Raw genomic sequence first — 21,867 nt, 5'->3', positions numbered from 1 at the left:
CCGGGGGCGGCTTCAGGCCGGAGCGCCTCGGCCGGGAGGACGCCTCAGGCAGGAGGAAGGCCTCCGGCCGCCCGTCCGCGGGCGCGGCGGCGGCGTACTTTCCTGATGAGCCACCAGCTCAGGACGGCGAGCAGCAGCAGCGCGACGATCACGAGGACGGGCAGGAAGATCGCGACGAGGCTCATGCCGAGCGCGCCCGCGTCCTCCGCCGTGCTGACGACCGGCGCGCCGGCCCCGGCCGTGCCGACGTTGATCACCGGCCGGGCGGTCGTCTTGACCACGTGGACGGCCAGGGCCATCACGATGCCCAGCAACCATCCGGCCCACGGGTGCTCGGCCATCCAGGTCGACTGGTCGAGTTCGGCGGCGGCGCTCGTGGCGGAGAACACCACGCCACCCGACACCGGGCGGATCACGGTCTGGATGGCGTCGTTGACGCTGTCGACGGCGGGGACCTTGTCGAGGACCGTCTCCGCGATCAGCAGCACCGCGATCACGGCGAGCACGCCCCAGTCGGACAGCCAGGCGTAGCCGTCGGGGAGCTTCACGGCGTCGGTGAAGTTGGCGAGCACGCCCACGACGAGGAGCGGGATGTAGGCGTTGAGCCCGGCGGCCGTGGACAGGCCCAGTCCGGTCAGAGCGGCGAGCATGCCCCTAGTCTGCCCGGGCCGCGTCGTCCATGAGGCCCGCCAGGGCGGGACCGGTGAACTCGGCCACCGCCCGCTCGTACTTCTCCATCCCCCACGACCAGAAGTCGAAGTCGATGCTCGCGTTCGCGCTGTCCTGGATGGAGGCCCAGAGCGTCCAGCCGTACTTGGACATGAGGCCGAGCAGGCGGGCGCGGGCGATCTTGTGGCGGAGCGGGCGGCCGTAGTACGCGGTGACGAGCGCCTCCAGGTGGCCGGGCGGCAGGTCGGACTCGCTCCAGACGTTGCCGAGCTCGAAACAGGGGTCGTTGTTGCCGGCGTACTCGTAGTCGATCAGCCAGAGGCGCCTGCCGTCGTCGAGGATGTTGCCGGGCAGGAGGTCGTTGTTACACGGAACCGTGCCTTCATCCCGTATAGCCAGACATTTCCGGATCTCGGCAACGATGGGCATGAAATCGAGATATCTGGTCGGAAGCCGGAAGCCGCGTTCCTGAACGATCCCCAGGTAGCGCCGCTGCACGTCGAACATGTCGAAGTCGTTCACGAACCGCGGCCCGGCGTGCAGCCGCCGGCACACCTCCGCCACCCTCGGCAGGTTGGCCGGATCGTGCAGATCCGCCTCGGTGAACGTGCGCGCATCGAGGTAGCCCACCACCAGCACCCCCTGGCCGGGCAGGTAGGCGTGCACCGGCGCGCCGACCCCGGCGCGTGCCGCGGCCAGCGAGTTGGCGTGCTCGGCGTCCCTGTCGATGGCCAGCAGCGCGCCGTCGCTGGCCGACACGCGCACGACATACGTGCCGCCGGGCGTGGTCACCTTATAGTTGCGATTGGTCAACCCCCCTGGCAGCTCCTCCACGGCTCGTGGCACGCCGGACAGCAGGGGGATGCGATCGAGGACCTGGGCAACGGCCATGGTCGATGCTAGCTCCACCGGCCTAAACGGTCTAGACCTTTTATGGTACGGCGGTTAGCCTCGCGACCATGAGCGACTCGGCCCGCATCGTGATCATCGGTGGTGGGGTGGGCGGCGCGTCCGTCGCCTACCACCTCACCCAACTAGGCGAACGCGACGTCGTCCTGCTGGATCGGGACGAGCTCACCAGCGGCTCCACCTTCCACTCCGCGGGCCTGGTCGGCCAGTTGCGCGCCGACCCGACGCTGACCCGGATGAACCAGTACTCCGTCGAGCTCTACCGCACCCTCGACGCCGGCTGGACGGAGTGCGGCGGCATCAAGCTGGCCTCCACGCCCGAGCGCATGGCGGAGATCCGCCGCCAGATCGGCTGGGCGCGCACGTTCGGGCTGCCGCTGCGGGAGATCTCGGTGGCGGAGGCCGTCGAGCTGTTCCCCCTCATGGACCCCGAAGGCGTCGTGGGGGCCGCGTACCTGCCCACGGACGGGCAGGTGGACCCCTCCCAGCTCTGCTACGCGCTGGCCGCGCGCGCCCGCGAGGGCGGGGCGAGGCTGCGCACCAAGACGCGCGTCCTCGGCATCACCACCGCGCGCGGCCGGGTCACCGGCGTGCGCACCGACCAGGGCGACATCGACTGCGAGATCGTGGTCAACTGCGGCGGCATGTTCGCCGCCGAGATCGGGCGCATGGCCGGCGTGCGCGTCCCGATCGTGCCGATGTCCCACCAGTACGTGGTGACCGACGCCTTCCACGGCCACCAGGGCCTGCCCACGCTGCGCGACCCCGACCTGCTCGTCTACTACCGGCAGGAGGTGCAGGGCCTGGTCATGGGCGGCTACGAGCGCACGTGCGCGCCCTGGACGGCCGGTCCTGGCACCTTCGACGCGGTGCCGCCCGACTTCAACGGCCGCCTCCTGCCCGAGGACTGGGCGAGGTTCGAGGAGATCTCCGACAACTCCAGGATCCGCGTGCCGGCGATGGCCGACGTCGGCATCCGCAAGCTGATCAACGGGCCCGAGGCGTTCACCCCCGACAACGAGTTCTGCCTGGGGGAGACGGAGGTGGGCGGGTTCTTCGTCGCGGCCGGGTTCTGCGCCCACGGCATCGCCGGCGCCGGCGGCATCGGCAAGGTGATGGCGGAGTGGATCGTCGAGGGCGAGCCCGCCATGGACGTCCGGCACATGGACATCCGCCGCTTCGGCCGCCACTACCGCTCGCCGTCGTACACGATCAAGCGCGCGGTCGAGAACTACGAGACGTACTACGACATCCGCTACCCGGGCCACGAGAGGTCGGCCGGACGGCCGTTGCGGGTCTCGCCCGCGTACGCGTGGCACCAGCGGCACGGGGCCGTCTTCGGCGAGAAGGCGGGCTGGGAGCGGGTCAACCACTACGCGGCCAACGAGGCCGGCGGGGACGGCGGCGAGCGCCCCGCGGGCTGGGCGGGACGCGAGTGGTCGCCCGCGACCGGGGCCGAGCACCGGGCCACGCGCACGGCCGCGGGGCTGTTCGACGAGAGCTCGTTCGCCAAGATCGAGGTCACCGGTCCGGACGCGGCCACCCTGCTCGAGTGGGTGTGCGACAACCGGGTCGCCCGCGAGGTCGGCGCGGTCACCTACACCCAGGCGCTCAACCGGCGCGGCGGCATCGAGTGCGACTTCACCGTCACCCGGCGCGGCGAGGAGGAGTTCCTCATCGTCACCGGCACCGCGTGCGGCACGCACGACCTCGGCTGGCTGCGCAAGCAAGCCGCGCTCACGGGCTCGACCGCCAGGATCGCCGACGTCACCGGCCAGTACGCCTGCCTCGCCCTGTGGGGGCCGCGCGCCCGCGACATCCTGTCCGGCCTCACCCCCGACCCGCTCGACTTCCCGTTCATGTCGTCACGGGAGCTCACCGTGGGCGACGTGCCGGTGCTGGCGCTGCGGGTGACGTTCGTGGGGGAGCACGGCTGGGAGCTCTACTGCTCCAGCGAGTACGGCCTCGCGCTGTGGCAGGCGCTGTGGGAGGCGGGCGAGCCGCACGGGATGGCGGCCTGCGGCTACCGCGCCATCGACAGCCTCCGGCTCGAGAAGGGCTACCGGGTGTGGGGCGCCGACATCGGGCCGGAGACGACGCCGTACGAGGCGGGGCTGGGGTTCTGCGTCAAGCCGGACAAGGACTTCCTCGGCGGGGACGCCCTCGACCCCGATCCCGGGAGACGGCTGCGCTGCGTGACGCTGAGCGACCCGAGGGCGGTCGCGCTCGGCAACGAGCCGGTCCGGGTGGACGGTCAGGTGCTGGCCCGCGTCACCTCCGGCGGGTACGGCTACACCGCCGGCCGGTCGATCGCCTACGCGTACCTGCCGGTCGAGCCGGGGGCCGGGGTGGAGATCGAGGTCGAGGGCACCTGGGTGCCGGGCACCGTGGTCAGGACCCCGCTGGTTCCGTGACGCCGCTGCGCACCGAGATCCGCACCCGGTCGGGGCGGAACAGGTCGCGGGCGAACTCCACGGGCATGCCGCCGGCCGCGTACGCCGTGCGCTCGATCAGCATGAGCGGCGCGCCCGGCGTCATGCCGAGCTCCGCGGCCTCGGCCGGACGGGCGATCACCGGGTCGAGCCGCTCGACCGCCGTGCGCGGCGCCAGGTCGTAGCGGCCGGCCAGCAGCGCGTAGAGGGAGCCGGTCAGGTCCTGGTCGAGCAGGCCGGGCAGGTCGGGGAAGTAGGAGCGTTCGAGCGCCACGGGCGACCGGCCGGCCGAGCGCACCCTGGCCACCTCGTGCACCGGCGAGCCGGGAGCGATCCGCAGCGCCCTGGCCACCGCCGCGGGGGCGGGCACCGTCGCCGCCACCAGGATGCGCGCCTCGGCCCGCAGGTGCGCCCGCCGCATCTGCTCGGTGAACCCCGTCAGCCCGGTCAGGTCGCACTCGATGCGCGGCTCGGCCACGAACGCGCCGCCCGCCCTGCCGGGCGTCCTGACGAGCACGCCGTCGCGCTCCAGCGTGGCCAGCGCCTGCCTGAGCGTCATCCTGCTCACGCCGAGCCGCCCGGCCAGCTCGCGCTCGCCGGGCAGCCGGTCGCCCGGCGCCAGCTCGCCGCTGGAGATGGACCTGAGCAGCCACCGCTCGATCTGCACGTGCGCGGGGACGCCGGTGCCGCGCTCCAGCTGAGGCGGTGTCCCGACCACACGCGCATCGTAGCCCGGCCATCCCTCGGCGGCTCCCCGCGGCCGGGCATCACCCGGACAGGTGCTTGAGCCGCTCCACGGCCTCACCGAACTCGCTGACCAGGTCGTAGACCACCTGCCTGGCCGGTTTGACCTGGTCGAGCTGGCCCACGACCTGCCCGACGTAGTAGTTGACCAGTTCCACCGCCCCCGGCTCGCCCTTCTCCGCCGCCGCCGCGATGCGCGCCATGGCCCCCTCGGCCACCAGCAGCTGCAGCGGCATCCCCAGCGGGCCAGGGCTCTCCTGGCTGGAGTCCCACTCGTCGGTCCAGGCCGACCTGAGCTGCCTGGCCGGCTTGCCCGTACGGGACCTGGACCTGACCGTGTCCAGCGACGAGGCCGCCAGGAACTTGCGCTTGACCGCGGGCGGCGTCTCCGCCTCCTCCGTCGTGAGCCAGACCGAGCCGCACCACACGCCGTCCGCGCCGAGCGCCATGGCCGCGGCCATCTGCCGCCCCGAAGCGATGCCGCCCGCCGCCAGCACGGGCACCGGCGCCACCGCGTCCACGACCTGCGGCACCAGCACCATCGTGGAGATCTCGCCGGTGTGCCCGCCCGCCTCGGTGCCCTGCGCCACGATGAGGTCCGCGCCCGCCGCGACCTGCCTGCGCGCGTGCTCGACCGTGCCGACCAGCGCGGCCACCGGCACGCCCGCCTCCCTGGCCCTGGCCACCATCTCGGGCGGCGGCGGGCCCAGAGCGCTGGCGATCAGCCCGATCCGGTGTTCGAGCGCGACGTCGATCAGCTCCGTCGCCCCCGGCGCCGTCACCCGCCGGCCGAACTCGTCGGCCACCGCCGTCATCGGCTGCGGGGCCGCGCCCACGCCGTATTTGGACAGCAGGTGGGTGACGAAGTCGCGGTGCCGCTCGGGGATGAAGTCCATGAGGTGCGCGCGCCGGTCGAGCGCGGAGGCGTCGACCCTGCCCGGCACGAGCACGTCGACGCCGTACGGCCGGCCGCCCACCCGCTCGTCGATCCAGGTGAGCTCGGTGTCGAGCTGGTCGGGCGAGTACGCGATCGCGCCCAGCACCCCGAAGCCGCCCGCGTTCGTCACCGCGGCCACCACGTCGCGGCAGTGGCTGAACGCGAACAGGGGGAACTCGATGCCCAGGCGTTCGCAGATGGCGGTTCGCATGATGTGACGCTAACCGTCAGAACGATGTTCGGTCCAGATCAGGATCCGCTGTCGGCCAGGACGACGTCGGGGGCGTGCCAGCCTAACTCGGGCGTGTAACCGCGTACCCGCCTGGCCGGCACCCCGGCCACCACGCTGTGGTCGGGGAACTCGCCGCGCACCACCGCCCCGGCGGCCACCACGCACTGGCGGCCGAGCGTCGTGCCGGGCAGGACGATCGCGCCCGCGCCCAGCCACGAGCCCGAGCCGATCGAGACCGGGCTGTTGCGCGGCCACTGCCTGCCGATCGGCACGTCGGGGTCGTCGTAGACGTGGTTCTGGTCGGTGATGTAGACGTACGGGCCGGTGAAGACGTCGTCGCCCACGTCGATCGACTGGTGGGCCACGATGTGCGTGCCCCGGCCGATCGAGCAGCCGCCGCCGATGCGCAGGATCGATCCCGGGCCGAGGTCCACGCCCGGGCCCATGCCGCATGAGAGCGACACCCGTTCGCCGATCAGGGTGTGGTCGCCGACCTCGATCCACTGCTCGCCGAAGATCGCGCCAGGGGGGAACGCGATGCTGACCCCGTCACCGAGCCGGCGGAACCGGTGGCCCGCCGGGCTGGCCGGAGTGATCGCGCCCGCGCGGCGGATCGCCCGGTAGACACGGTGAATCAGCGCGCCCGTTGCCCGCCGTACGAGTGACATAGAGTCCAAAGTTACCCTCAGGTCATGCCGTTCGCCCATGTGAGGGGCGTTGTTTGATATCCTGAGAGCCCGTGGACACTTCGACCACACCTCGAGCCACGGGAGCCCCTTTGCGCAGCGCATCGCAAACCAAGCATCTGTTCGTCACCGGCGGTGTCGCCTCCAGTCTCGGCAAGGGCCTCACGGCATCCAGCCTCGGTCGCCTGCTCAAAGGGCGCGGTCTCAGGGTCACCATGCAGAAGCTCGACCCCTATCTCAACGTCGACCCCGGCACGATGAACCCGTTCCAGCACGGCGAGGTCTTCGTCACCGACGACGGCGCGGAGACCGACCTCGACGTCGGCCACTACGAGCGCTTCCTCGACACCGACCTGCACGGCTCGGCCAACGTCACCACCGGGCAGGTCTACTCCAACGTCATCGCCAAGGAGCGGCGGGGCGAATACCTGGGCGACACCGTCCAGGTCATCCCGCACATCACCAACGAGATCAAAGACCGGATCAGGGGCATGGCCGGTCCCGAGGTGGACGTCGTCATCACCGAGGTCGGCGGCACGGTGGGCGACATCGAGTCGCTGCCGTTCCTGGAGGCCGTGCGGCAGATCAGGCACGAGGTGGGGCGCGACAACGTCTTCTTCCTGCACGTCTCGCTGCTGCCGTACATCGGGCCCTCGGGGGAGCTCAAGACCAAGCCGACGCAGCACAGCGTGGCCGCGCTGCGCAGCATCGGCATCCAGCCGGACGCGATCGTGCTGCGCTCCGACCGGCCCGTGCAGACGTCGATCAAGCGCAAGATCAGCCTGATGTGCGACGTCGACGAGGACGCCGTCGTCTCCTGCGTGGACGCGGCCTCGATCTACGACATCCCCAAGGTGCTCCATTCCGAGGGCCTCGACGCGTACGTGGTGCGCCGGCTCGGCCTGCCCTTCCGTGACGTCGACTGGAAGGAGTGGGAGCAGCTCCTGCGCCGCGTGCACCGCCCGGCGAGGGAAGCCACTGTCGCCCTTGTGGGGAAATATATTGATTTGCCGGACGCGTACCTCTCGGTGACCGAGGCCCTGCGGGCCGGCGGGTTCGCCAACGACGCTCGGGTCAACATCCGGTGGGTCAAGAGCGACGACTGCGAGACCCCCGAGGGCGCCGCGCGCGAGCTCGACGGCGTCGACGGCGTGCTGATCCCCGGCGGGTTCGGCGTGCGCGGCATCGAGGGCAAGATCGGCGCCATCCGCCACGCCCGCGAGAACAAGATCCCGCTGCTCGGCATCTGCCTCGGCATGCAGGGCATGGTCATCGAGGCCGCCCGCAACATGGCGGGCGTCGAGGACGCCAACTCCACCGAGTTCGACCCCGACACCAAGCACCCGGTCATCTCCACCATGGCCGACCAGGAGGACGTCGTCGCCGGCGAGCGTGACATGGGCGGCACGATGCGGCTGGGCAGCTACACCGCCAAGCTCGCCGAGGGCACCCTCGCCCGGCAGCTCTACGGCGGCGTGGCCAAGGCCGACGAGCGCCACCGCCACCGCTACGAAGTCAACAACGCCTACCGCGAGCAGCTGGAGAAGGTCGGCCTGGTCTTCTCCGGTGTGTCGCCCGACGGCCGCCTGGTCGAGTACACCGAGCTGCCCCCCGACATCCACCCGTTCTTCATCGGCACCCAGGCGCATCCGGAGTTCCGCTCCCGGCCCACCAGGGCCAACCCGATGTTCAAGGGCCTCATCGGCGCGGCCCTGGCCTACGCCGACGGCCGCGTGGGCGCGACGACGGTGGGCCAGTGACCGCCGGCGGCGACGGTTCGCCCGACCGGCGCGTGCCGGGCATGATCCAGGACACGCCCGAGTCGTGGGACGTGCTCGAGACGAAGGAGCGGTTCGAGGGCCACATCATCAAGGTGGTCACCGACACCGTCAGGATGCCGCGCGACGAGGCGGCCGAGCGCGACTACGTGGTCCATCCCGGGGCCGTCGCCGTGCTCGCGCTCGACGACCAGGACCGCGTCCTGCTCATCAGGCAATACCGTCACCCCACCCGCCGCCTGATGTGGGAACTGCCCGCCGGCATCCGCGACGTGCCGGGCGAGCCGCTGGTCGACGCGGCCGCGCGCGAGCTCGCAGAGGAGGCCGGCTACCGCGCCGCCACCTGGCACACGCTCATCGACCTGCGCACCTCGCCCGGCATGAGCGACGAGCGCATCAGGGTGTTCCTGGCCCGCGACCTGACCAAGATCCCCGACGAGGAGAACGGCTTCGTGCACCGGCACGAAGAAATCGACATGCCAGTCGAATGGGTCCCTCTGCCCGACGCGGTAGAAAAGGCGCTCATGGGAATGATCCACAATTCCCCGGCCGTGGCCGGTATCCTCGCCGCGTACGCGGCTTCGGTTGAGGGACTCGCCCTGTTGCGCCCCGCCGACGCCCCGGAGGCGTGACGGAAGGACCGATCGTGGAGGCCGTGCTCTCCAGCTACCTCGCCCATCTGGCGGTGGAGCAGGGCGTGGCTGCCAACACGCTCGCGTCCTACCGCCGTGACCTGCGCCGCTACTCCGAACACCTGCGGGCGCGCGGGCGGCTGGAGCTCCACGAGGTGGGCGAGGCCGACGTCCTGGCCTTCCTCGCCGCGCTGCGCGAGGGCGACGGGGAGCACCCGGCGCTCGTCGCCAGCTCCGCCGCCCGCGCCCTGTCGGCCGTGCGCGGGCTGCACCGTTTCGCCCTGCGCGAAGGCGTCACGGCCCATGACCCCGCCCACGAGGTACGCCCGCCGCGCCCGATGCGCAGGCTCCCGAAGGCCATCGCCGTCGACGAGGTCGAGCGGCTCATCGCCGCCTCGGGCCCGGACGGAGCGCCCCTCACGCTGCGCAACCGCGCCCTGCTGGAGCTCCTGTACGGCACGGGCGCCCGCATCTCGGAGGCCGTCGGGCTGGCCGTTGACGACCTCGAGGACGAGCAGGTGCGCCTGCGCGGCAAGGGCGGCCGCACCCGCGTCGTGCCGCTGGGACGCTATGCCCGCTCCGCCCTCGACGCCTATCTCGTCCGCGCCCGGCCCGGCCTGCTCGCCCACGGGCGCGGCACGCCGGCCGTCTTCCTGAACGCCAGGGGAGGCCGTCTGACCAGGCAGGGAGCGTGGGAGGTGCTCCACGCGGCCGCCGAGCGAGCCGGGCTGAAAAACATATCTCCCCATGTTCTCCGACATTCCTTCGCAACTCATCTCTTGGACGGCGGCGCGGACGTTAGGGTGGTCCAGGAATTGCTCGGCCACGCCTCGGTGACGACCACCCAGGTCTACACCCTGGTCACGGTCGACAAGCTCCGCGAGGTCTACGCCGCGGCGCATCCACGGGCCCGGCAGTGATCTATAGTCTTTGCGGTGTGCGGCACCCTCGGCGTGCCGCCTTGCCGCGTTAAGTGGTGACGCCATAGTGTCCGTCCGGACGGTCCGGTTCGGGATCGTCAGGGAGGTTCGAGCTGGTGACTGTGACGACCAAGGGTTCGACCCCGGGGACCCCCGACAACCCCTGGGGCGACACGAAGACCAACGCGCCTTCCAACGGCGTCAACCTCGGGCCCACGCAGCGGCCCAGACCCGTGTTCCCCGAGCCGGTGGTGCCCGACGTGCACGGCCCGGCGCGCGTGGTCGCGATGGTCAACCAGAAGGGCGGGGTCGGCAAGACCACGACCACCATCAACCTGGGCGCGGCCCTCGTCGAATACGGGCTCAAGGTGCTGCTGGTCGACTTCGACCCGCAGGGCGCGCTCTCCGTCGGCCTGGGCATCAACCCGCTCCAGCTCGACCTGACCGTCTACAACCTGCTGATGGAGCGCGGCGTCACCGCCGAGGACGTCCTGCTCGAGACCGGCGTCGAGGGGCTCGACCTGCTGCCGAGCAACATCGACCTGTCGGCCGCCGAAGTGCAGCTCGTCACCGAGGTCGCCCGCGAGCAGGTGCTCGGCCGCGTGATCAAGCCACTGCTGCCGCACTACGACGTGTGCCTCATCGACTGCCAGCCGTCGCTCGGCCTGCTCACCATCAACGCGCTCACGTGCGCCCACGGCGTCATGGTGCCGCTGGAGTGCGAGTTCTTCGCGCTGCGCGGCGTGGCCCTGCTGATGGACACCATCTCCAAGGTCCAGGAGCGGCTCAACGAAGACCTCGAGATCGAGGGCCTGCTCGCCACCATGTACGACGCCCGCACCCTGCACGGCCGCGAGGTGCTGGCCCGCGTGGTCGACGCGTTCGGCGACAAGGTGTTCCACACCGTCATCAACCGCACGGTGCGCTTCCCCGACGCGACCGTCGCCGGCGAGCCGATCACCACGTTCGACCCCTCGTCCCTCGGCGCCAACGCCTACCGTGAGCTCGCGCGCGAAGTGCTCTCGCGCTGGCCCGCGCCTGCCACAATGGCCAGGTGACCGCAGAGCAGACCGAGCCCCAAGGGTTCCAGGTTCACCTGGACGTCTTCGAGGGTCCCTTCGATCTGCTTCTCGGCCTCATCGCCAAGCACAAGCTCGACATCACCGAGGTCTCGCTCTCCAAGGTCACCGACGAGTTCATCGCCTACATCCGCTCCCGCGGCCCCGAGTGGGACCTCGACCAGACCAGCCACTTCCTGCTGGTCGCGGCCACCCTGCTCGACCTCAAGGCGGCCCGGCTGCTGCCGTCGGGCGAGGTGGAGGACGAGGAAGACCTGGCCCTGCTGGAGGCCAGAGACCTGCTGTTCGCGCGGCTGCTGCAGTACAAAGCGTACAAAGAGGTCGCCAAGATCTTCGCCGGGCGGATGGCCGAGGAGTCCCTGCGCTTTCCCCGTACGGCGCCGCTCGAGCCGCAGTTCGCCGACCTGCTGCCCGAGCTCATCCTGGGCATCGGGCCCGAAGAACTTGCCAAGATCGCCGCCAGGGCCTTCACGCCCAAGCTGCCGCCCACGGTCAACGTGGGGCACATCTACCAGCCGCTGGCGAGCGTCAAGGAGCAGGCGGCCATCCTGGTCATGCACCTGCGGCGCCTCCGGCGGGCCACCTTCAGGGCGCTGGTGGCCGACTGCGAGGGCACCTTCGAGGTCATCGCCCGCTTCCTGGCCGTGCTGGAGCTGTTCCGGGAGTCGGCGGTCACGTTCGAGCAGGTCGAGCCGCTGGGCGACCTGCACGTCACCTGGACGGGCGCCGACGACGGCGACGTCGCGGTGGGGGACGACTACGAGGAATCCGCGGAGAAACCATCCCATGACTGACAACCCACTGCCCAACCCCCGCAAATCTCCCGACTCGGAGCCGCCGCTGCCCGCCTGGATGACCCTCCCCGGCTCCCTCGTCCAGCCCGGCGCCCCGGAGGCGGAGACCTCCCCACCCGACGACCAGCCACCGCCCCACGAGGACCCGCTCCAGGACGACCCGCCATCCCGCGCGGAGGCACCGGTCACGGACCACCCAACGCGCGTCGAGGAAGGCGCGCTGTCTCGTGCGGAGACGTCCGTCGCGGACGACACGCGCGTCGAGGAAGGCGCGCTGTCTCGTGCGGAGACGTCCGTCGCCGACGACACGCTGTCCGCGGAGGCGCGGGCCGCGGACGACGCCCTCGGCCTGGGCGAGCCGGTGGTCCAGAGGGGCAGGCCCGTCCGTGGGGAGACGCCGTCCCAGGACGACACGCCGCCCAGAGCCGGGACACGGCCGGACGAGGACCTGGGACCGGATGAGGACCTTGAACCGCGCGAGGACCTGGGATCGGACGGGGACGTGGCGCCGGTCAGGGAGAGAGCGCCGCAAGAGGAGCCGGTGGCGAGGGCCGGCGGATCGCACTTCGCCGCTGCCGGACCCGCGGTGGAAACCGAGCCGGGGGAGGGGCCGAGGCTCGAGGCGGCGCTGGAGGCTATCCTGCTTGTCGTTGACGAGCCGGTCGCCGAGGTGACCCTGGCTCAGGTGCTCGAACGGCCCACCCACGAGGTCGCCGTGGCACTGCGTGGGCTGGCGGCGGAATACACCGCCACCGGACGGGGTTTCGACTTGAGAGAAGTGGCGGGTGGTTGGCGTTTCTACACGCGTGCCGACTGCGCGCCGCTGGTCGAAAGGTTCGTACGCGACGGCCAGCAGACGCGGCTGACCCAGGCCGCGCTCGAAACACTCGCGGTCGTGGCCTACCGGCAACCGGTGAGCCGTTCCCGCGTCGCCGCCGTACGCGGCGTCAACAGCGACGGTGTCATGCGCACACTCGTCGCCAGGGGGCTGGTCGAAGAGGCCGGCACCGACCCGGAGAGCCAAGCGGTGCTCTACCGGACAAGCTCATACTTCCTTGAACGTCTGGGACTACGGGATCTGAGCGAGCTCCCCGAGCTCGCGCCCTTCCTCCCCGACGACGTGGAAAACCTCGAGGAGACAACAAAGTGATCAACAGGCGCAGCACCCCGTCCGGTGATGGACGCGGTCGTGGACGCACGGGCGGCTCCGGCCGTGGTGGGCGTCCCGCCTTCCGCTCCGACGACGCCCGTGGCGACTCCCGGCGTGACGACGACTTCCGCGGTGGGACCGGCCGAAGAGACTCCAGAGACTCGTCCCGCCGTGACGACTTCCGGGGCGACGACCGTGGCCGCGGTCGCGACTCCGTACGCGACTCCCGGCCCTCCCACGACTCCCGGCCCTCCCGCGACTCCCTCCGCGCCGACCGGGGCGGCACCCGCGCCCGGTACGGCAGGCCCGCCGGGCGCGACGACGCCGGCGGCGGCCGCTACTCGCGCGGAGCCGGCCGCGACGACCGCTTCGCGCGCGACGACCGCTCCGCGCGCGACGACCGCTTCACACGCGGCGACCGCGATGACCGTTACAACCGCGACGACCGTTACCAGCGCGATGGCCGCGAGGATCGTTACGGACGTGGTGAGCGGCCTCGTGGCGACCGGGGAGGCTACCGTTCCGAGCGGCGTGACGAGCGTGGCGGCGGTTACCGTTCCGAGCGTGGTGACAGGTCCGAGCGGCGTGACGAGCGTGGCGGCGGTTACCGTTCCGAGCGGCGTGACGAGCGTGGTGGCGGTTACCGTTCCGAACAGGGCGGCGGCAGGTCCGACCGGGGTGGTTACGGAGGCGAGCGGCGTGAGGAGCGCGGCGGGTTCCGGGCCGACAGGAGCGGGCGCCGTGAGGCCGCTCCCCGGGGCGCCGAGTCCACCAGGTCCCGCTACGGCAGGCGCGACGGTGATGCCCGCACCGGGCGCGACGCCGGGCGTACAGGTCGTACTCCCCGGCGGGACGACGTCCAGACGATCGGGGGCGGGCGCGGCGGCGGAAAGGGCTACGGCAGCCCTCAGCACGATCGGGTGAAGGCGGCCCGCCAGCCCCTGCGCGACCGTGACTTCTACCCTGAGGGCTACTCCGACGAGCGCGACACCACCGAGGTCCCTGACGGCGTGCGGCTGCAGAAGGTGCTCGCCCAGGCGGGTGTCGCTAGCCGCAGGGCGTGCGAGGAGATGATCGGCGAGGGCCGGGTCACGGTGAACGGCCAGGTCGTACGGAGGTTCGGCGCCAAGGTCGATCCCGCGACGCAGGTCATCCACGTCGACGGGAAGCGCATCCCCACCGCCCCCGACCTGGTCTACTACGCCCTCAACAAGCCCATCGGCGTCGTCTCCACGATGGACGACCCGCAGGGCCGCCCGTGCCTGGCCGACTACGTCGAGGAGCTGGCGCCGAGGTTGTTCCACGTGGGCAGGCTCGACACCGAGACCGAGGGCCTGCTGCTGCTCACCAACGACGGCGAGCTGGCCAACAGGCTGACGCACCCGAGCTATGGGGTGCAGAAGAAATACTGGGCCAAGGTGCCCGGGCCGATCCCGCGTGACCTGGGCCGCAGGCTCAAGCAGGGTATCGAGCTGGAGGACGGCATCGTCAAGGCCGACAGCTTCACCGTCGTGCAGGAGCACGGGCAGCAGGCGCTGGTCGAGGTCGTGCTGCACGAGGGCCGCAGGCACGTCGTGCGGCGCATGCTGGAGGTGGCGGGCCACCGGGTGATCGACCTGGCCAGAATCGAGTTCGGTCCGGTGAAGCTGGGCCGTACGAAGCCGGGCACCATCCGGGCGCTCAGCCTGAAGGAGGTCGGCGAGCTCTACGCCGCCGTGAAGCTGTAACCTGGCCGGAAGAAGGAGCCCGTGCGATCCTCGCGCGGGCTCTCCCGGTTAGGGGAAGGGGACTGACCACATGGTGCGCGCGATTCGTGGGGCGATCCAGGTGGACGCCGACGACCGTGGCTCGATCATCGAAGGGACGACCGAGCTGGTCAGCGCGATCATGGAGCGTAACGAGCTGACCCCGGATGACGTGATCAGCGTGCTGTTCACGGCCACGCCCGATCTGACCGCCGAGTTCCCCGCGCTCGCGGCGCGGAAGCTGGGTTTCCACGAGGTGCCGCTGATCTGCTGCACCGAGATCGCCGTGCCGGGTGCGCTGCCCCGCGTGGTGCGGCTCATGGCCCACGTGGAGACCGACCGGCCGAGGGCCGAGATCCAGCATGTTTACCTGCGTGGCGCGGTGGCGCTGCGGCAGGACATCGCGCAGTGAGCGACCGGGCATCACATAACGAGATACTGGCTATCCCAATGGCCCGATAAATCAGGACACCAGATGGAACTTCGCACCGTGCTCGTCGTCGGCACCGGTCTCATCGGCACCTCCGCGGCGTTGGCGCTGCGCAAGCGCGGTGTGCGCGTGCTGCTCGCCGACCGCGATCAGGGAGCCGTACGGCTGGCACGGGAGCTCGGGGCGGGCGAGGAGTGGCGGCCCGGCGGCCCGCACCCCGCCAGGCCCGGCGGCCAGGCCGTCGCGGAAGCGGGGCCGCAGGAGGGCCGGGCCACCGAGCAGGCCGACCTGGCGATCATCGCGGTGCCTCCCGCCCACGTGGCGACCGAGCTGCTCGAGCTGCAGCGGCTCCAGGCGGCCAGGTTCTACACCGACGTCGCCAGCGTCAAGGCGGAGCCCATCCACCGGGCAGCGCAGCTCGGCTGCGACCTGTCCGCCTACGTCGCCTCCCATCCGCTCGCCGGCCGCGAGAAGTCCGGCCCGGGGGCGGCCAGGGACGACCTTTTCCTGGGCCGGCCGTGGGCGCTGTGCCCCACGGAGGAGGCCGACCCCGAGGCGAAGGCAGCCGTGCTGCGCCTGATCGAGTTGTGCGGCGCCAACGCGGTCGAGGTCAGCGCCACCGACCACGACCGTGCTGTCGCCGTCGTCTCCCACGCGCCCCACGTCGCGGCCTCCGCCGTGGCCGCGCGCCTGGCCGACGCCACCGATGTCGCCCTCGGCCTGGCCGGACAGGGCGTGCGCGACGTCACCCGGATCGCGGGCAGCGACCCCGGGCTCTGGCTCGGCATCCTGTCGGGCAACGCCTCCCCGGTCGCCGAGGTGCTGGAAGCCGTCGCGCACGACCTGGCCGACGCGGCGAGCGCGCTGCGGGCCCTGGCCGAGGGCGACGGCACCGCGACCGGCGAGATCACGCAGCTGCTCAAGCGGGGTGTCGTCGGCCACGATCGTATCCCCGGCAAGCACGGCGGCCCCGCCTCCTCCTACGCCGTCGTCCAGGTCGTCATCGGCGACCGCCCCGGCCAGCTGGCCCGGCTGTTCCAGGTGTGCGACGAGGTCGGCGTCAATGTCGAGGACGTGCGCCTTGAGCACGCACCCGGGCTGCCGCTGGGCATCGCCGAGCTGTCGGTGGAGCCCGACGCGGCCGCCACGCTCTCCGAGGCCCTGCGCGAACGCGGCTGGCAGGTTCCCTAGTGTCATCCGCCCGGAATCCGTCGGCGATGTCCGGTGTGGGATTCCAGGACTGCTTCAGCACTTCTCGGCCCGTACGAAGTTCGAGTCCGGCGTTCGGTGACGTGGGCGGCTATCGGGGGCGAGTCCCCAGGTGCTGGGAGATGCGCAGGAGATAGCCGTCCGGGTCCTGCACCGCGAACTGGCGCACGCCCACGGCATCGACGGCGCGCTCGTACCAGCGCTCTTCCAGCGCGAGCCACATATCGTGGCCGGCGGCGAGCAGCGTGGCGTGAATCTGGCCCGCGTACTCCACCTCGACAGTGAGGTTGACCCCACGCCCGTAGGGATGATCGAGTGCGGCGCGTGGGTAGAGCCGGTCCCGGGTCAACGGCTGCTCCAGCATCAGGTCCGCTCCGCCACGTTCCAGGTAGGCGAACCGCTCCTGGGGACGCTCGTAGCGGACCTCGAAGCCCACCAGGCGGTAGAAGGCCAGGCTGGCCTGGATGTCGGAGCAGCTCAGTTCGGGAACGAGTCTAGACACCTCGTCACTCTGGCAGCCCCGATCAGTCTCGGCAAATGTCGTGCCATGGAGCTTTCGAGCAGTGCACGGTGGTCGTGGTGGGCGGCGGCTGACCGGCGTCGAGTCGGCCTCGCCGAGACGCACCCGTGCCTGCACGTCGTCCTGCTGCCGAGGGACGGCCCGGAGCCATCGCGCCGTCGATATCGGCACCGGCCAGTGGAGCCACGGGGTGGCCCTGCCGGACAACTCCACTGATCGGGTGTGGCGGGGCCTCGGGTGTCGACCTTGGACAGCGAGCCCTGAACTGCCGCTACCGGATTCGTCCGTGGTGCTCCGGCCTTCAGGCCGGGGAGGAGGTCAGCGAATGGGCACTGCGGTGCCCGAGACCTTGACACGGGCGTCGCCGGGAACGGTGGTACACGTCAAGAGGCTGGGCCGCCCCATGTCGACGCCCTGGTGAATGGTGAGAACGACGCCATCTTCGAGACGTCCCAGCGTACGCAGGTAGCCGGTGAAGGCGGCGGCCGCGGCACCGGTGGCGGGGTCCTCGACCACGCCACCGGGCGGAAACGGGTTGCGGACGTGGAAGACGGCGGGGGATTCGTGCCAGAAAAGGTGGATGGTAATCCATCCCAAGTCGGACATGATCTTGCTGAGGGCATCGAAGTCGTAGTCGAGATCGGCCAGACGGCTCCGGCTTGACGCGGCCAGGACGAGATGGTCGTTGCCGGCGGAGGCGACGTGCACCGGGTAGTCGGGGTCCAGATCGTCGGCCGACCAGCCCAGTGCGGCCAGCGCGGGCCGTGTCTCCTCTTCGGAGGCTTGGCGGGTGGAGGTCGGCGGACTGGTCAAGGTGGCGATGAGCCCACCGGTCGGATCCGCGGCGATCTCCACCGGGACCGCGCCCGCCTGGGTAGCAAGGTTCACGGTTCCGGGGCCGATCTGTTCGCCGAGCGCGATCGAGGCGGCGATCGTCGCATGGCCGCAGAAGGCGACCTCGCTCAGCGGGCTGAAGTACTGGATCCGGTACTGGCGCTCATCCGTGGTGGGGTGCAAGAAGGCCGCCTCGGAGTAGCCGAGTTCGGCGGCGATGGCGAGCATCTCCGCGTCTGACAACTCCCGGGCGTCCAAGACCACTCCGGCGGGGTTGCCGCCGGTGGGAGTGGTGGTGAAAGCGGCGTACCTCAATATGTCAGTCATGTGGTCATCATGACGTATGCCGGCCGAACCGCTCAGTTCGGCGGCGACGGCGTCCCGGCTGATGGTGGAGGGTGCGCGGGCGAGCCGGCGCGCGATCTCCGTTCAGCCGCCGCCGCGGACGGGCAGGCCCCCAGCCCCGCCCGCCGCGTTCCCGCGAGTCAGCGTTTCGTGACGGCTTCGCTGACGGCGTTCGGGCCGTCGTACTCGCGGTCGGGCATGGCCTCCAGGGCTTCGACGATGTCCTTGCTCGCGTTGTGGTCGCGCGCGGCCTTGATCAGATCGGCCTTGCCTGCCGGGTAGTCGACACCACCCAGGTGTTTCTGCAGGTCGATCGGGTTAGGTGCGGTACTCATGCCCGCCTGCTGCCCCCGTTCCGTGAGACGTAACCGCACGCCCGCGCTCAGCCGCCGGCCCGTTCCAGCCGCCGCCGTGCCCGCTCCACGGCGCGCGGCAACCCCCGCCGCTCCGCCAGCGCCCCTGGAAGGCGCGGTACGGCTGTACGCAGCCCTTCCCACCCGGCGGGTCCCGCACGCAGGGCGTCGAGCGCCCGCCGCGCGACCACCGGCCACGGGCGGCGCAACACCGCGGTGAGTACGGCGTTCCGCAGGGCCAGCGCCTGCCTGCCACGCGGGTCCTTGGCCGGCGACGGGTGGTGGTGGGCCACGACGTCGTCCACGTACGCCAGCCCCCACCCCTTCGCGGCCAGGTCGACCGCCAGGCGCTCCTCCTCCCCGAAGAAGAAGATCACGTCGTCGAAGCCGCCCGCCTCCAGGAACGCCTCCCTGCGCACCACCGCCCCGCACGCCAGGAACCCCAGCACGCTCGGCCCCGGCAGATCCGGCTCGATGCCGAGCGGCGAGTGACGCATCAGCTCCGACACCGGATCCAGCCGCTCCTCGGGACCCACCAGCACGCGCGCGCCGAGCACGGCCAGCCGGGGATGGGCGTCCAGCACGTCGGCGGCCCGCTCCAGCGCGCCGGGCGCCCACCAGGAGTCGTCGTCGGCGAAGGCCACGTACGGCGTCGCGGCCATCCGCACGCCGATGTTGCGGGCGGGCGCGCCCAGGTTCGTGCCCTGCTCCACGAGCCGGACGTCGGGAAAGTGCCGGCTGACGAATCCCGCCGTCCCGTCGGTCGAGCCGTTGTCCACCAAAATCACCGGGCGCGGATGCTTCGGGAGCGAACGGGCCAGCGCCCGCAGCCGATCCTTACTGGCCACGACGACGGTGACCCGTGCGTTGTCCGTCCCTGTCACACCCGGTCACTTACCGGGGCGGCGGTCGTTAGTCCTGATCAGAGCCGGGGCGGGGCGCCGGGCGATGGCGTGTTCGAGACCGTCGAGGATGGCGTGCGGGCGCGTGGGGTGCCAACCCGCCGTTCCACACGCCGGTCTTCGTGCTCACCCACCGGCCGCGGCCATCGATCGAGATGGAGGGCGGCACCACGTTCCACAACCTCGACGCCTACACGCCGTCCGGCGTCACGCACCTCACGTTCACCGCCAGGAATCGGTGACCGCGAACACGACCGAGCCAAGGTCTCCGGCAGGCGGATGAGGGCGAACCCGGCCCTTCCGGTCATCGATGCCGCCCCCGCCTGCCGGTCAGGGTGCCGCTCGGCCCGCTCGAAAGCTGGATCGCCGACCGAGCCGGAGGCTGTAGCCTCTTCAAGTCGGGTGGAACAACGTGAAGAGGGAGAGACCGTGACCGGTCTGGTCGTCGCCATGGACGGCCCTTCGGGGTCGGGCAAGTCGAGCGTCTCGCGCGGAGTGGCCCGCGCGCTGGGCCTGCGTTACCTCGACACCGGGGCGATGTACCGCGCGATGACCTGGTGGATGCTCCGGCAGGGCGTCGATCTGGCCGACCCCGGCGCGATCGCGGCCCGCTGCGGCGAGCCGCTGATCGTCTCCGGCACCGACCCCGACAGCCCGGCGATCCATGTCGGCGAGGTCGACGTCGCGGGGCCGATCAGGGAAGCCGACGTCACCGGCGCCGTCTCCGTCGTCGCCGCCGTCCCCGAGGTGCGCGCCCGCCTGGTCGCGCGGCAGCGGGAGATCATCGGCGACGGCGGCGTCGTGGTCGAGGGCCGCGACATCGGCACGGTCGTCTGCCCCGGCGCCGCCGTCAAGATCTACCTGACGGCCAGCGCCGAGGCGCGTGCCCTGCGACGCAGCGCGGAACTGGCCGGCTCGACCGTCCAGGCGCAGCAGGAGGCCATGGCCAGGCGTGACACCCTCGACTCGACACGTAAGGCCGACCCACTCTCGATGGCGGATGGCGCCGTCGAGCTCGACACCACCGCCATGAGCCTCGACGAGGTCATCGCGGAGGTGCTGAGACTGGTCGCCGAGCAGACGGGCCCGAGCGGGCCCGGCGGCGACCGCATTCGCGAGCGCACCTGACGAGCAGGTGCGGTACTCACTAAGGACGAAACATCGTGTCAACGGGGGATTGGGTCGAGGCCGACCTCGACGATCTTGAGATAACCGAGCACGGCGACGCCGCGCCGCTTCCGGTCGTCGCCATCGTGGGGCGGCCGAACGTCGGCAAGTCCACGCTGGTCAACCGCATCATCGGCCGCCGCGAGGCGGTCGTCGAGGATGTGCCGGGCGTCACCCGCGACCGCGTCACCTACGAAGCCAACTGGCGCGGCCGCCGCTTCACCGTGGTCGACACCGGAGGGTGGGACCCTGACGCGACCGGGATGAACCTGCGCATCGCCGAGCAGGCCCAGATCGCGGCCGAGCTGGCCGACGTGATCGTGTTCGTGGTCGACACCACCGTCGGCGCGACCGACGCCGACGAGACCGTGGGCTCGGTGCTGCGGCAGTCGGGCAAGCCGGTCATCCTGGCCGCCAACAAGGTCGACAACCAGCAGCTGGAGCTGGAGGCCGCCGCGCTGTGGTCGCTCGGGCTGGGCGAGCCCCATCCCGTCTCCGCCCTGCACGGCCGCTCCAGCGGCGACCTGCTCGACGTGGTGCTCGACGCGCTCCCGGAGACGCCCGAGGTGACGTTCGGAGCCGAGCGCGGGCCCGCCCGCGTCGCCCTGCTCGGCAAGCCCAACGTCGGCAAGTCCTCGCTGCTCAACAAGCTGGCGGGGGAGGAGCGGGTCCTGGTCGACCCGATGGCCGGCACCACCCGCGATCCGGTCGACGAGCTGGTCGAGCTGGGCGGGCGCACCTGGCGTTTCGTCGACACGGCCGGCATCCGGCGGCGCGACCGCGAGCTGCAGGGCGCCGACTTCTACGCCGCCATGCGCACGCGCGCGGCGCTGGAGCGCACCGAGGTCGCGATCGTGCTGATCGACGCCAGCCAGCCGCTCACCGAGCAGGATCTCCGCATCATCGGCCTGGTCATCGAGTCGGGGCGGGCGATGGTGGTCGCCTTCAACAAGTGGGACCTGGTCGACGAGGACCGCCGCTACTACCTGGAGAAGGAGATCGACCGCCAGCTCGTACGCACTCCGTGGGCGCTGCGCGTCAACATCTCCGCCAAGACGGGACGGCACGTCGACCGGCTGGTCCCCGCGCTGGAGAAGGCGCTCGACTCGTGGTCCACGCGGGTGCCGACGGCCCGGCTCAACGCGTTCCTGACCGAGCTGGTGCAGCAGACGCCGCCGCCGGTGCGGGGCGGCAAGCAGCCCAAGATCCTCTTCGCCACGCAGGCGTCGGTGGAGCCGCCCAAGTTCGTGCTGTTCACCTCGGGCTGGCTCGAAGACACCTACCGCCGCTTCGTCGAGCGCCGCATCCGCGAGGAGTTCGGCTTCGCCGGGTCGCCGATCGAGGTCACGATGAAGATCCGGGAGAAGCGCTCGAAGAAGGACCGATAGCGCGCCGGGGGC

At 71.3% G+C, this 21,867-nt stretch carries 21 protein-coding genes and 1 pseudogene; 13 read left to right on the top strand and 9 right to left on the bottom strand.

Translation table 11 applies throughout. From position 1 onward, the window contains the following. Window positions 1–44: 44 nt before the first annotated feature. Together ABGA98_RS28325 and ABGA98_RS28320 are read right to left on the bottom strand one after the other, a co-directional pair. Window positions 45–650, bottom strand: a complete 606-nt coding sequence (locus ABGA98_RS28325; protein WP_347621449.1) for a DUF4126 domain-containing protein — start codon at window positions 648–650, stop codon at window positions 45–47. 4 nt (window positions 651–654) lie between these two features. After that, window positions 655–1,560 carry a choline/ethanolamine kinase family protein gene (locus ABGA98_RS28320; RefSeq protein WP_347621448.1) on the bottom strand — a complete coding sequence of 302 codons (906 nt, stop codon included), beginning with the start codon at window positions 1,558–1,560 and terminating at the stop codon, window positions 655–657. Between the two features lie 68 nt (window positions 1,561–1,628). Between ABGA98_RS28320 and ABGA98_RS28315 the strand changes: the two genes are divergently transcribed. Then, entirely contained in the window at window positions 1,629–3,992 is a 2,364-nt protein-coding gene (locus ABGA98_RS28315) for an FAD-dependent oxidoreductase (RefSeq protein WP_347621447.1), read from the top strand. On the opposite strand, the gene ABGA98_RS28310 is transcribed toward ABGA98_RS28315, so the two are convergent. From ABGA98_RS28310 to ABGA98_RS28300, 3 genes are read right to left on the bottom strand one after another with little or no spacing between them, the layout of a single operon-like run. After that, window positions 3,970–4,728 carry a GntR family transcriptional regulator gene (locus ABGA98_RS28310; RefSeq protein WP_347621446.1) on the bottom strand — a complete coding sequence of 253 codons (759 nt, stop codon included), beginning with the start codon at window positions 4,726–4,728 and terminating at the stop codon, window positions 3,970–3,972. The genes ABGA98_RS28315 and ABGA98_RS28310 overlap by 23 nt on opposite strands. 49 nt (window positions 4,729–4,777) lie before the next feature. Continuing rightward, entirely contained in the window at window positions 4,778–5,902 is a 1,125-nt protein-coding gene (locus tag ABGA98_RS28305; RefSeq protein ID WP_347621445.1) for a nitronate monooxygenase family protein, read from the bottom strand. Window positions 5,903–5,940: 38 nt separating this feature from the next. After that, window positions 5,941–6,591: an acyltransferase gene (locus ABGA98_RS28300; protein ID WP_132593857.1), complete on the bottom strand. Its 651-nt coding sequence runs from the start codon at window positions 6,589–6,591 to the stop codon at window positions 5,941–5,943. 110 nt (window positions 6,592–6,701) lie between these two features. Here ABGA98_RS28300 and ABGA98_RS28295 point away from each other — a divergent pair, with 110 nt between their 5' ends. The 9 genes from ABGA98_RS28295 to ABGA98_RS28255 all read left to right on the top strand — a co-directional run bounded on the left by ABGA98_RS28295 (window position 6,702) and on the right by ABGA98_RS28255 (window position 16,328). After that, window positions 6,702–8,369 (top strand): CTP synthase, encoded by a 1,668-nt coding sequence (locus ABGA98_RS28295; protein WP_347621444.1) that lies wholly within the window; start codon window positions 6,702–6,704, stop codon window positions 8,367–8,369. A 41-nt stretch (window positions 8,370–8,410) separates the two neighbouring features. Beyond that, window positions 8,411–9,019 (top strand): NUDIX hydrolase, encoded by a 609-nt coding sequence (locus ABGA98_RS28290; protein WP_347621655.1) that lies wholly within the window; start codon window positions 8,411–8,413, stop codon window positions 9,017–9,019. Continuing rightward, on the top strand, window positions 9,016–9,939 hold the full coding sequence (locus ABGA98_RS28285; protein ID WP_347621443.1) for a site-specific tyrosine recombinase XerD: 924 nt from the start codon (window positions 9,016–9,018) through the stop codon (window positions 9,937–9,939). Before ABGA98_RS28290 ends, ABGA98_RS28285 begins: the two co-directional genes overlap by 4 nt. A 116-nt stretch (window positions 9,940–10,055) precedes the next feature. Beyond that, entirely contained in the window at window positions 10,056–10,997 is a 942-nt protein-coding gene (locus ABGA98_RS28280; RefSeq protein WP_212746156.1) for a ParA family protein, read from the top strand. Beyond that, the gene (locus tag ABGA98_RS28275; protein WP_347621442.1) at window positions 10,994–11,812 is read left to right on the top strand and encodes a segregation/condensation protein A; all 819 of its coding nucleotides are present in this window, start codon (window positions 10,994–10,996) and stop codon (window positions 11,810–11,812) included. The genes ABGA98_RS28280 and ABGA98_RS28275 overlap by 4 nt, the downstream gene beginning before the upstream one ends. A 586-nt stretch (window positions 11,813–12,398) precedes the next feature. Beyond that, window positions 12,399–12,962 (top strand): SMC-Scp complex subunit ScpB, encoded by a 564-nt coding sequence (scpB, locus tag ABGA98_RS28270; RefSeq protein ID WP_347621654.1) that lies wholly within the window; start codon window positions 12,399–12,401, stop codon window positions 12,960–12,962. Then, window positions 12,959–14,689 carry a pseudouridine synthase gene (locus ABGA98_RS28265; protein ID WP_347621441.1) on the top strand — a complete coding sequence of 577 codons (1,731 nt, stop codon included), beginning with the start codon at window positions 12,959–12,961 and terminating at the stop codon, window positions 14,687–14,689. The genes scpB and ABGA98_RS28265 overlap by 4 nt, the downstream gene beginning before the upstream one ends. A 70-nt stretch (window positions 14,690–14,759) precedes the next feature. Continuing rightward, window positions 14,760–15,119, top strand: a complete 360-nt coding sequence (aroH, locus tag ABGA98_RS28260; protein ID WP_132606764.1) for a chorismate mutase — start codon at window positions 14,760–14,762, stop codon at window positions 15,117–15,119. Between the two features lie 63 nt (window positions 15,120–15,182). Then, window positions 15,183–16,328, top strand: a complete 1,146-nt coding sequence (locus tag ABGA98_RS28255; protein WP_347621440.1) for a prephenate dehydrogenase — start codon at window positions 15,183–15,185, stop codon at window positions 16,326–16,328. Window positions 16,329–16,437: 109 nt separating this feature from the next. Here the strand turns inward: ABGA98_RS28255 and ABGA98_RS28250 are convergent, their stop codons facing one another. The 4 genes from ABGA98_RS28250 to ABGA98_RS28235 form a co-directional block, all read right to left on the bottom strand. Further along, the gene (locus tag ABGA98_RS28250) at window positions 16,438–16,848 is read right to left on the bottom strand and encodes a VOC family protein (protein ID WP_347621439.1); all 411 of its coding nucleotides are present in this window, start codon (window positions 16,846–16,848) and stop codon (window positions 16,438–16,440) included. A gap of 336 nt (window positions 16,849–17,184) precedes the next feature. Then, window positions 17,185–18,027, bottom strand: a complete 843-nt coding sequence (locus tag ABGA98_RS28245) for a PhzF family phenazine biosynthesis isomerase (protein WP_347621438.1) — start codon at window positions 18,025–18,027, stop codon at window positions 17,185–17,187. Window positions 18,028–18,185: 158 nt separating this feature from the next. Continuing rightward, complete coding sequence (locus ABGA98_RS28240) at window positions 18,186–18,380, bottom strand: DUF2795 domain-containing protein (RefSeq protein ID WP_347621437.1); 195 nt, start codon at window positions 18,378–18,380, stop codon at window positions 18,186–18,188. A gap of 47 nt (window positions 18,381–18,427) precedes the next feature. Further along, on the bottom strand, window positions 18,428–19,282 hold the full coding sequence (locus ABGA98_RS28235; RefSeq protein ID WP_347621436.1) for a glycosyltransferase: 855 nt from the start codon (window positions 19,280–19,282) through the stop codon (window positions 18,428–18,430). 104 nt (window positions 19,283–19,386) lie between these two features. Here ABGA98_RS28235 and ABGA98_RS28230 point away from each other — a divergent pair. The 3 genes and pseudogenes from ABGA98_RS28230 to der all read left to right on the top strand — a co-directional run. After that, window positions 19,387–19,491: pseudogene (locus tag ABGA98_RS28230) on the top strand (dihydrofolate reductase); the annotation flags it as partial. 238 nt (window positions 19,492–19,729) lie between these two features. Further along, window positions 19,730–20,428, top strand: coding sequence for a (d)CMP kinase (gene cmk / locus ABGA98_RS28225; protein ID WP_347621435.1), 699 nt, complete (start codon window positions 19,730–19,732; stop codon window positions 20,426–20,428). Between the two features lie 35 nt (window positions 20,429–20,463). Continuing rightward, window positions 20,464–21,855, top strand: coding sequence for a ribosome biogenesis GTPase Der (gene der / locus ABGA98_RS28220; protein ID WP_347621434.1), 1,392 nt, complete (start codon window positions 20,464–20,466; stop codon window positions 21,853–21,855). Window positions 21,856–21,867 lie beyond the last annotated feature (12 nt).

The organism is Nonomuraea sp. B1E8 (assembly GCF_039871515.1).
Taxonomy (GTDB): domain Bacteria; phylum Actinomycetota; class Actinomycetes; order Streptosporangiales; family Streptosporangiaceae; genus Nonomuraea.
Note: the sequence above shows the minus strand (reverse complement) of the source record. Positions and strands in the feature narration are given on the sequence as shown.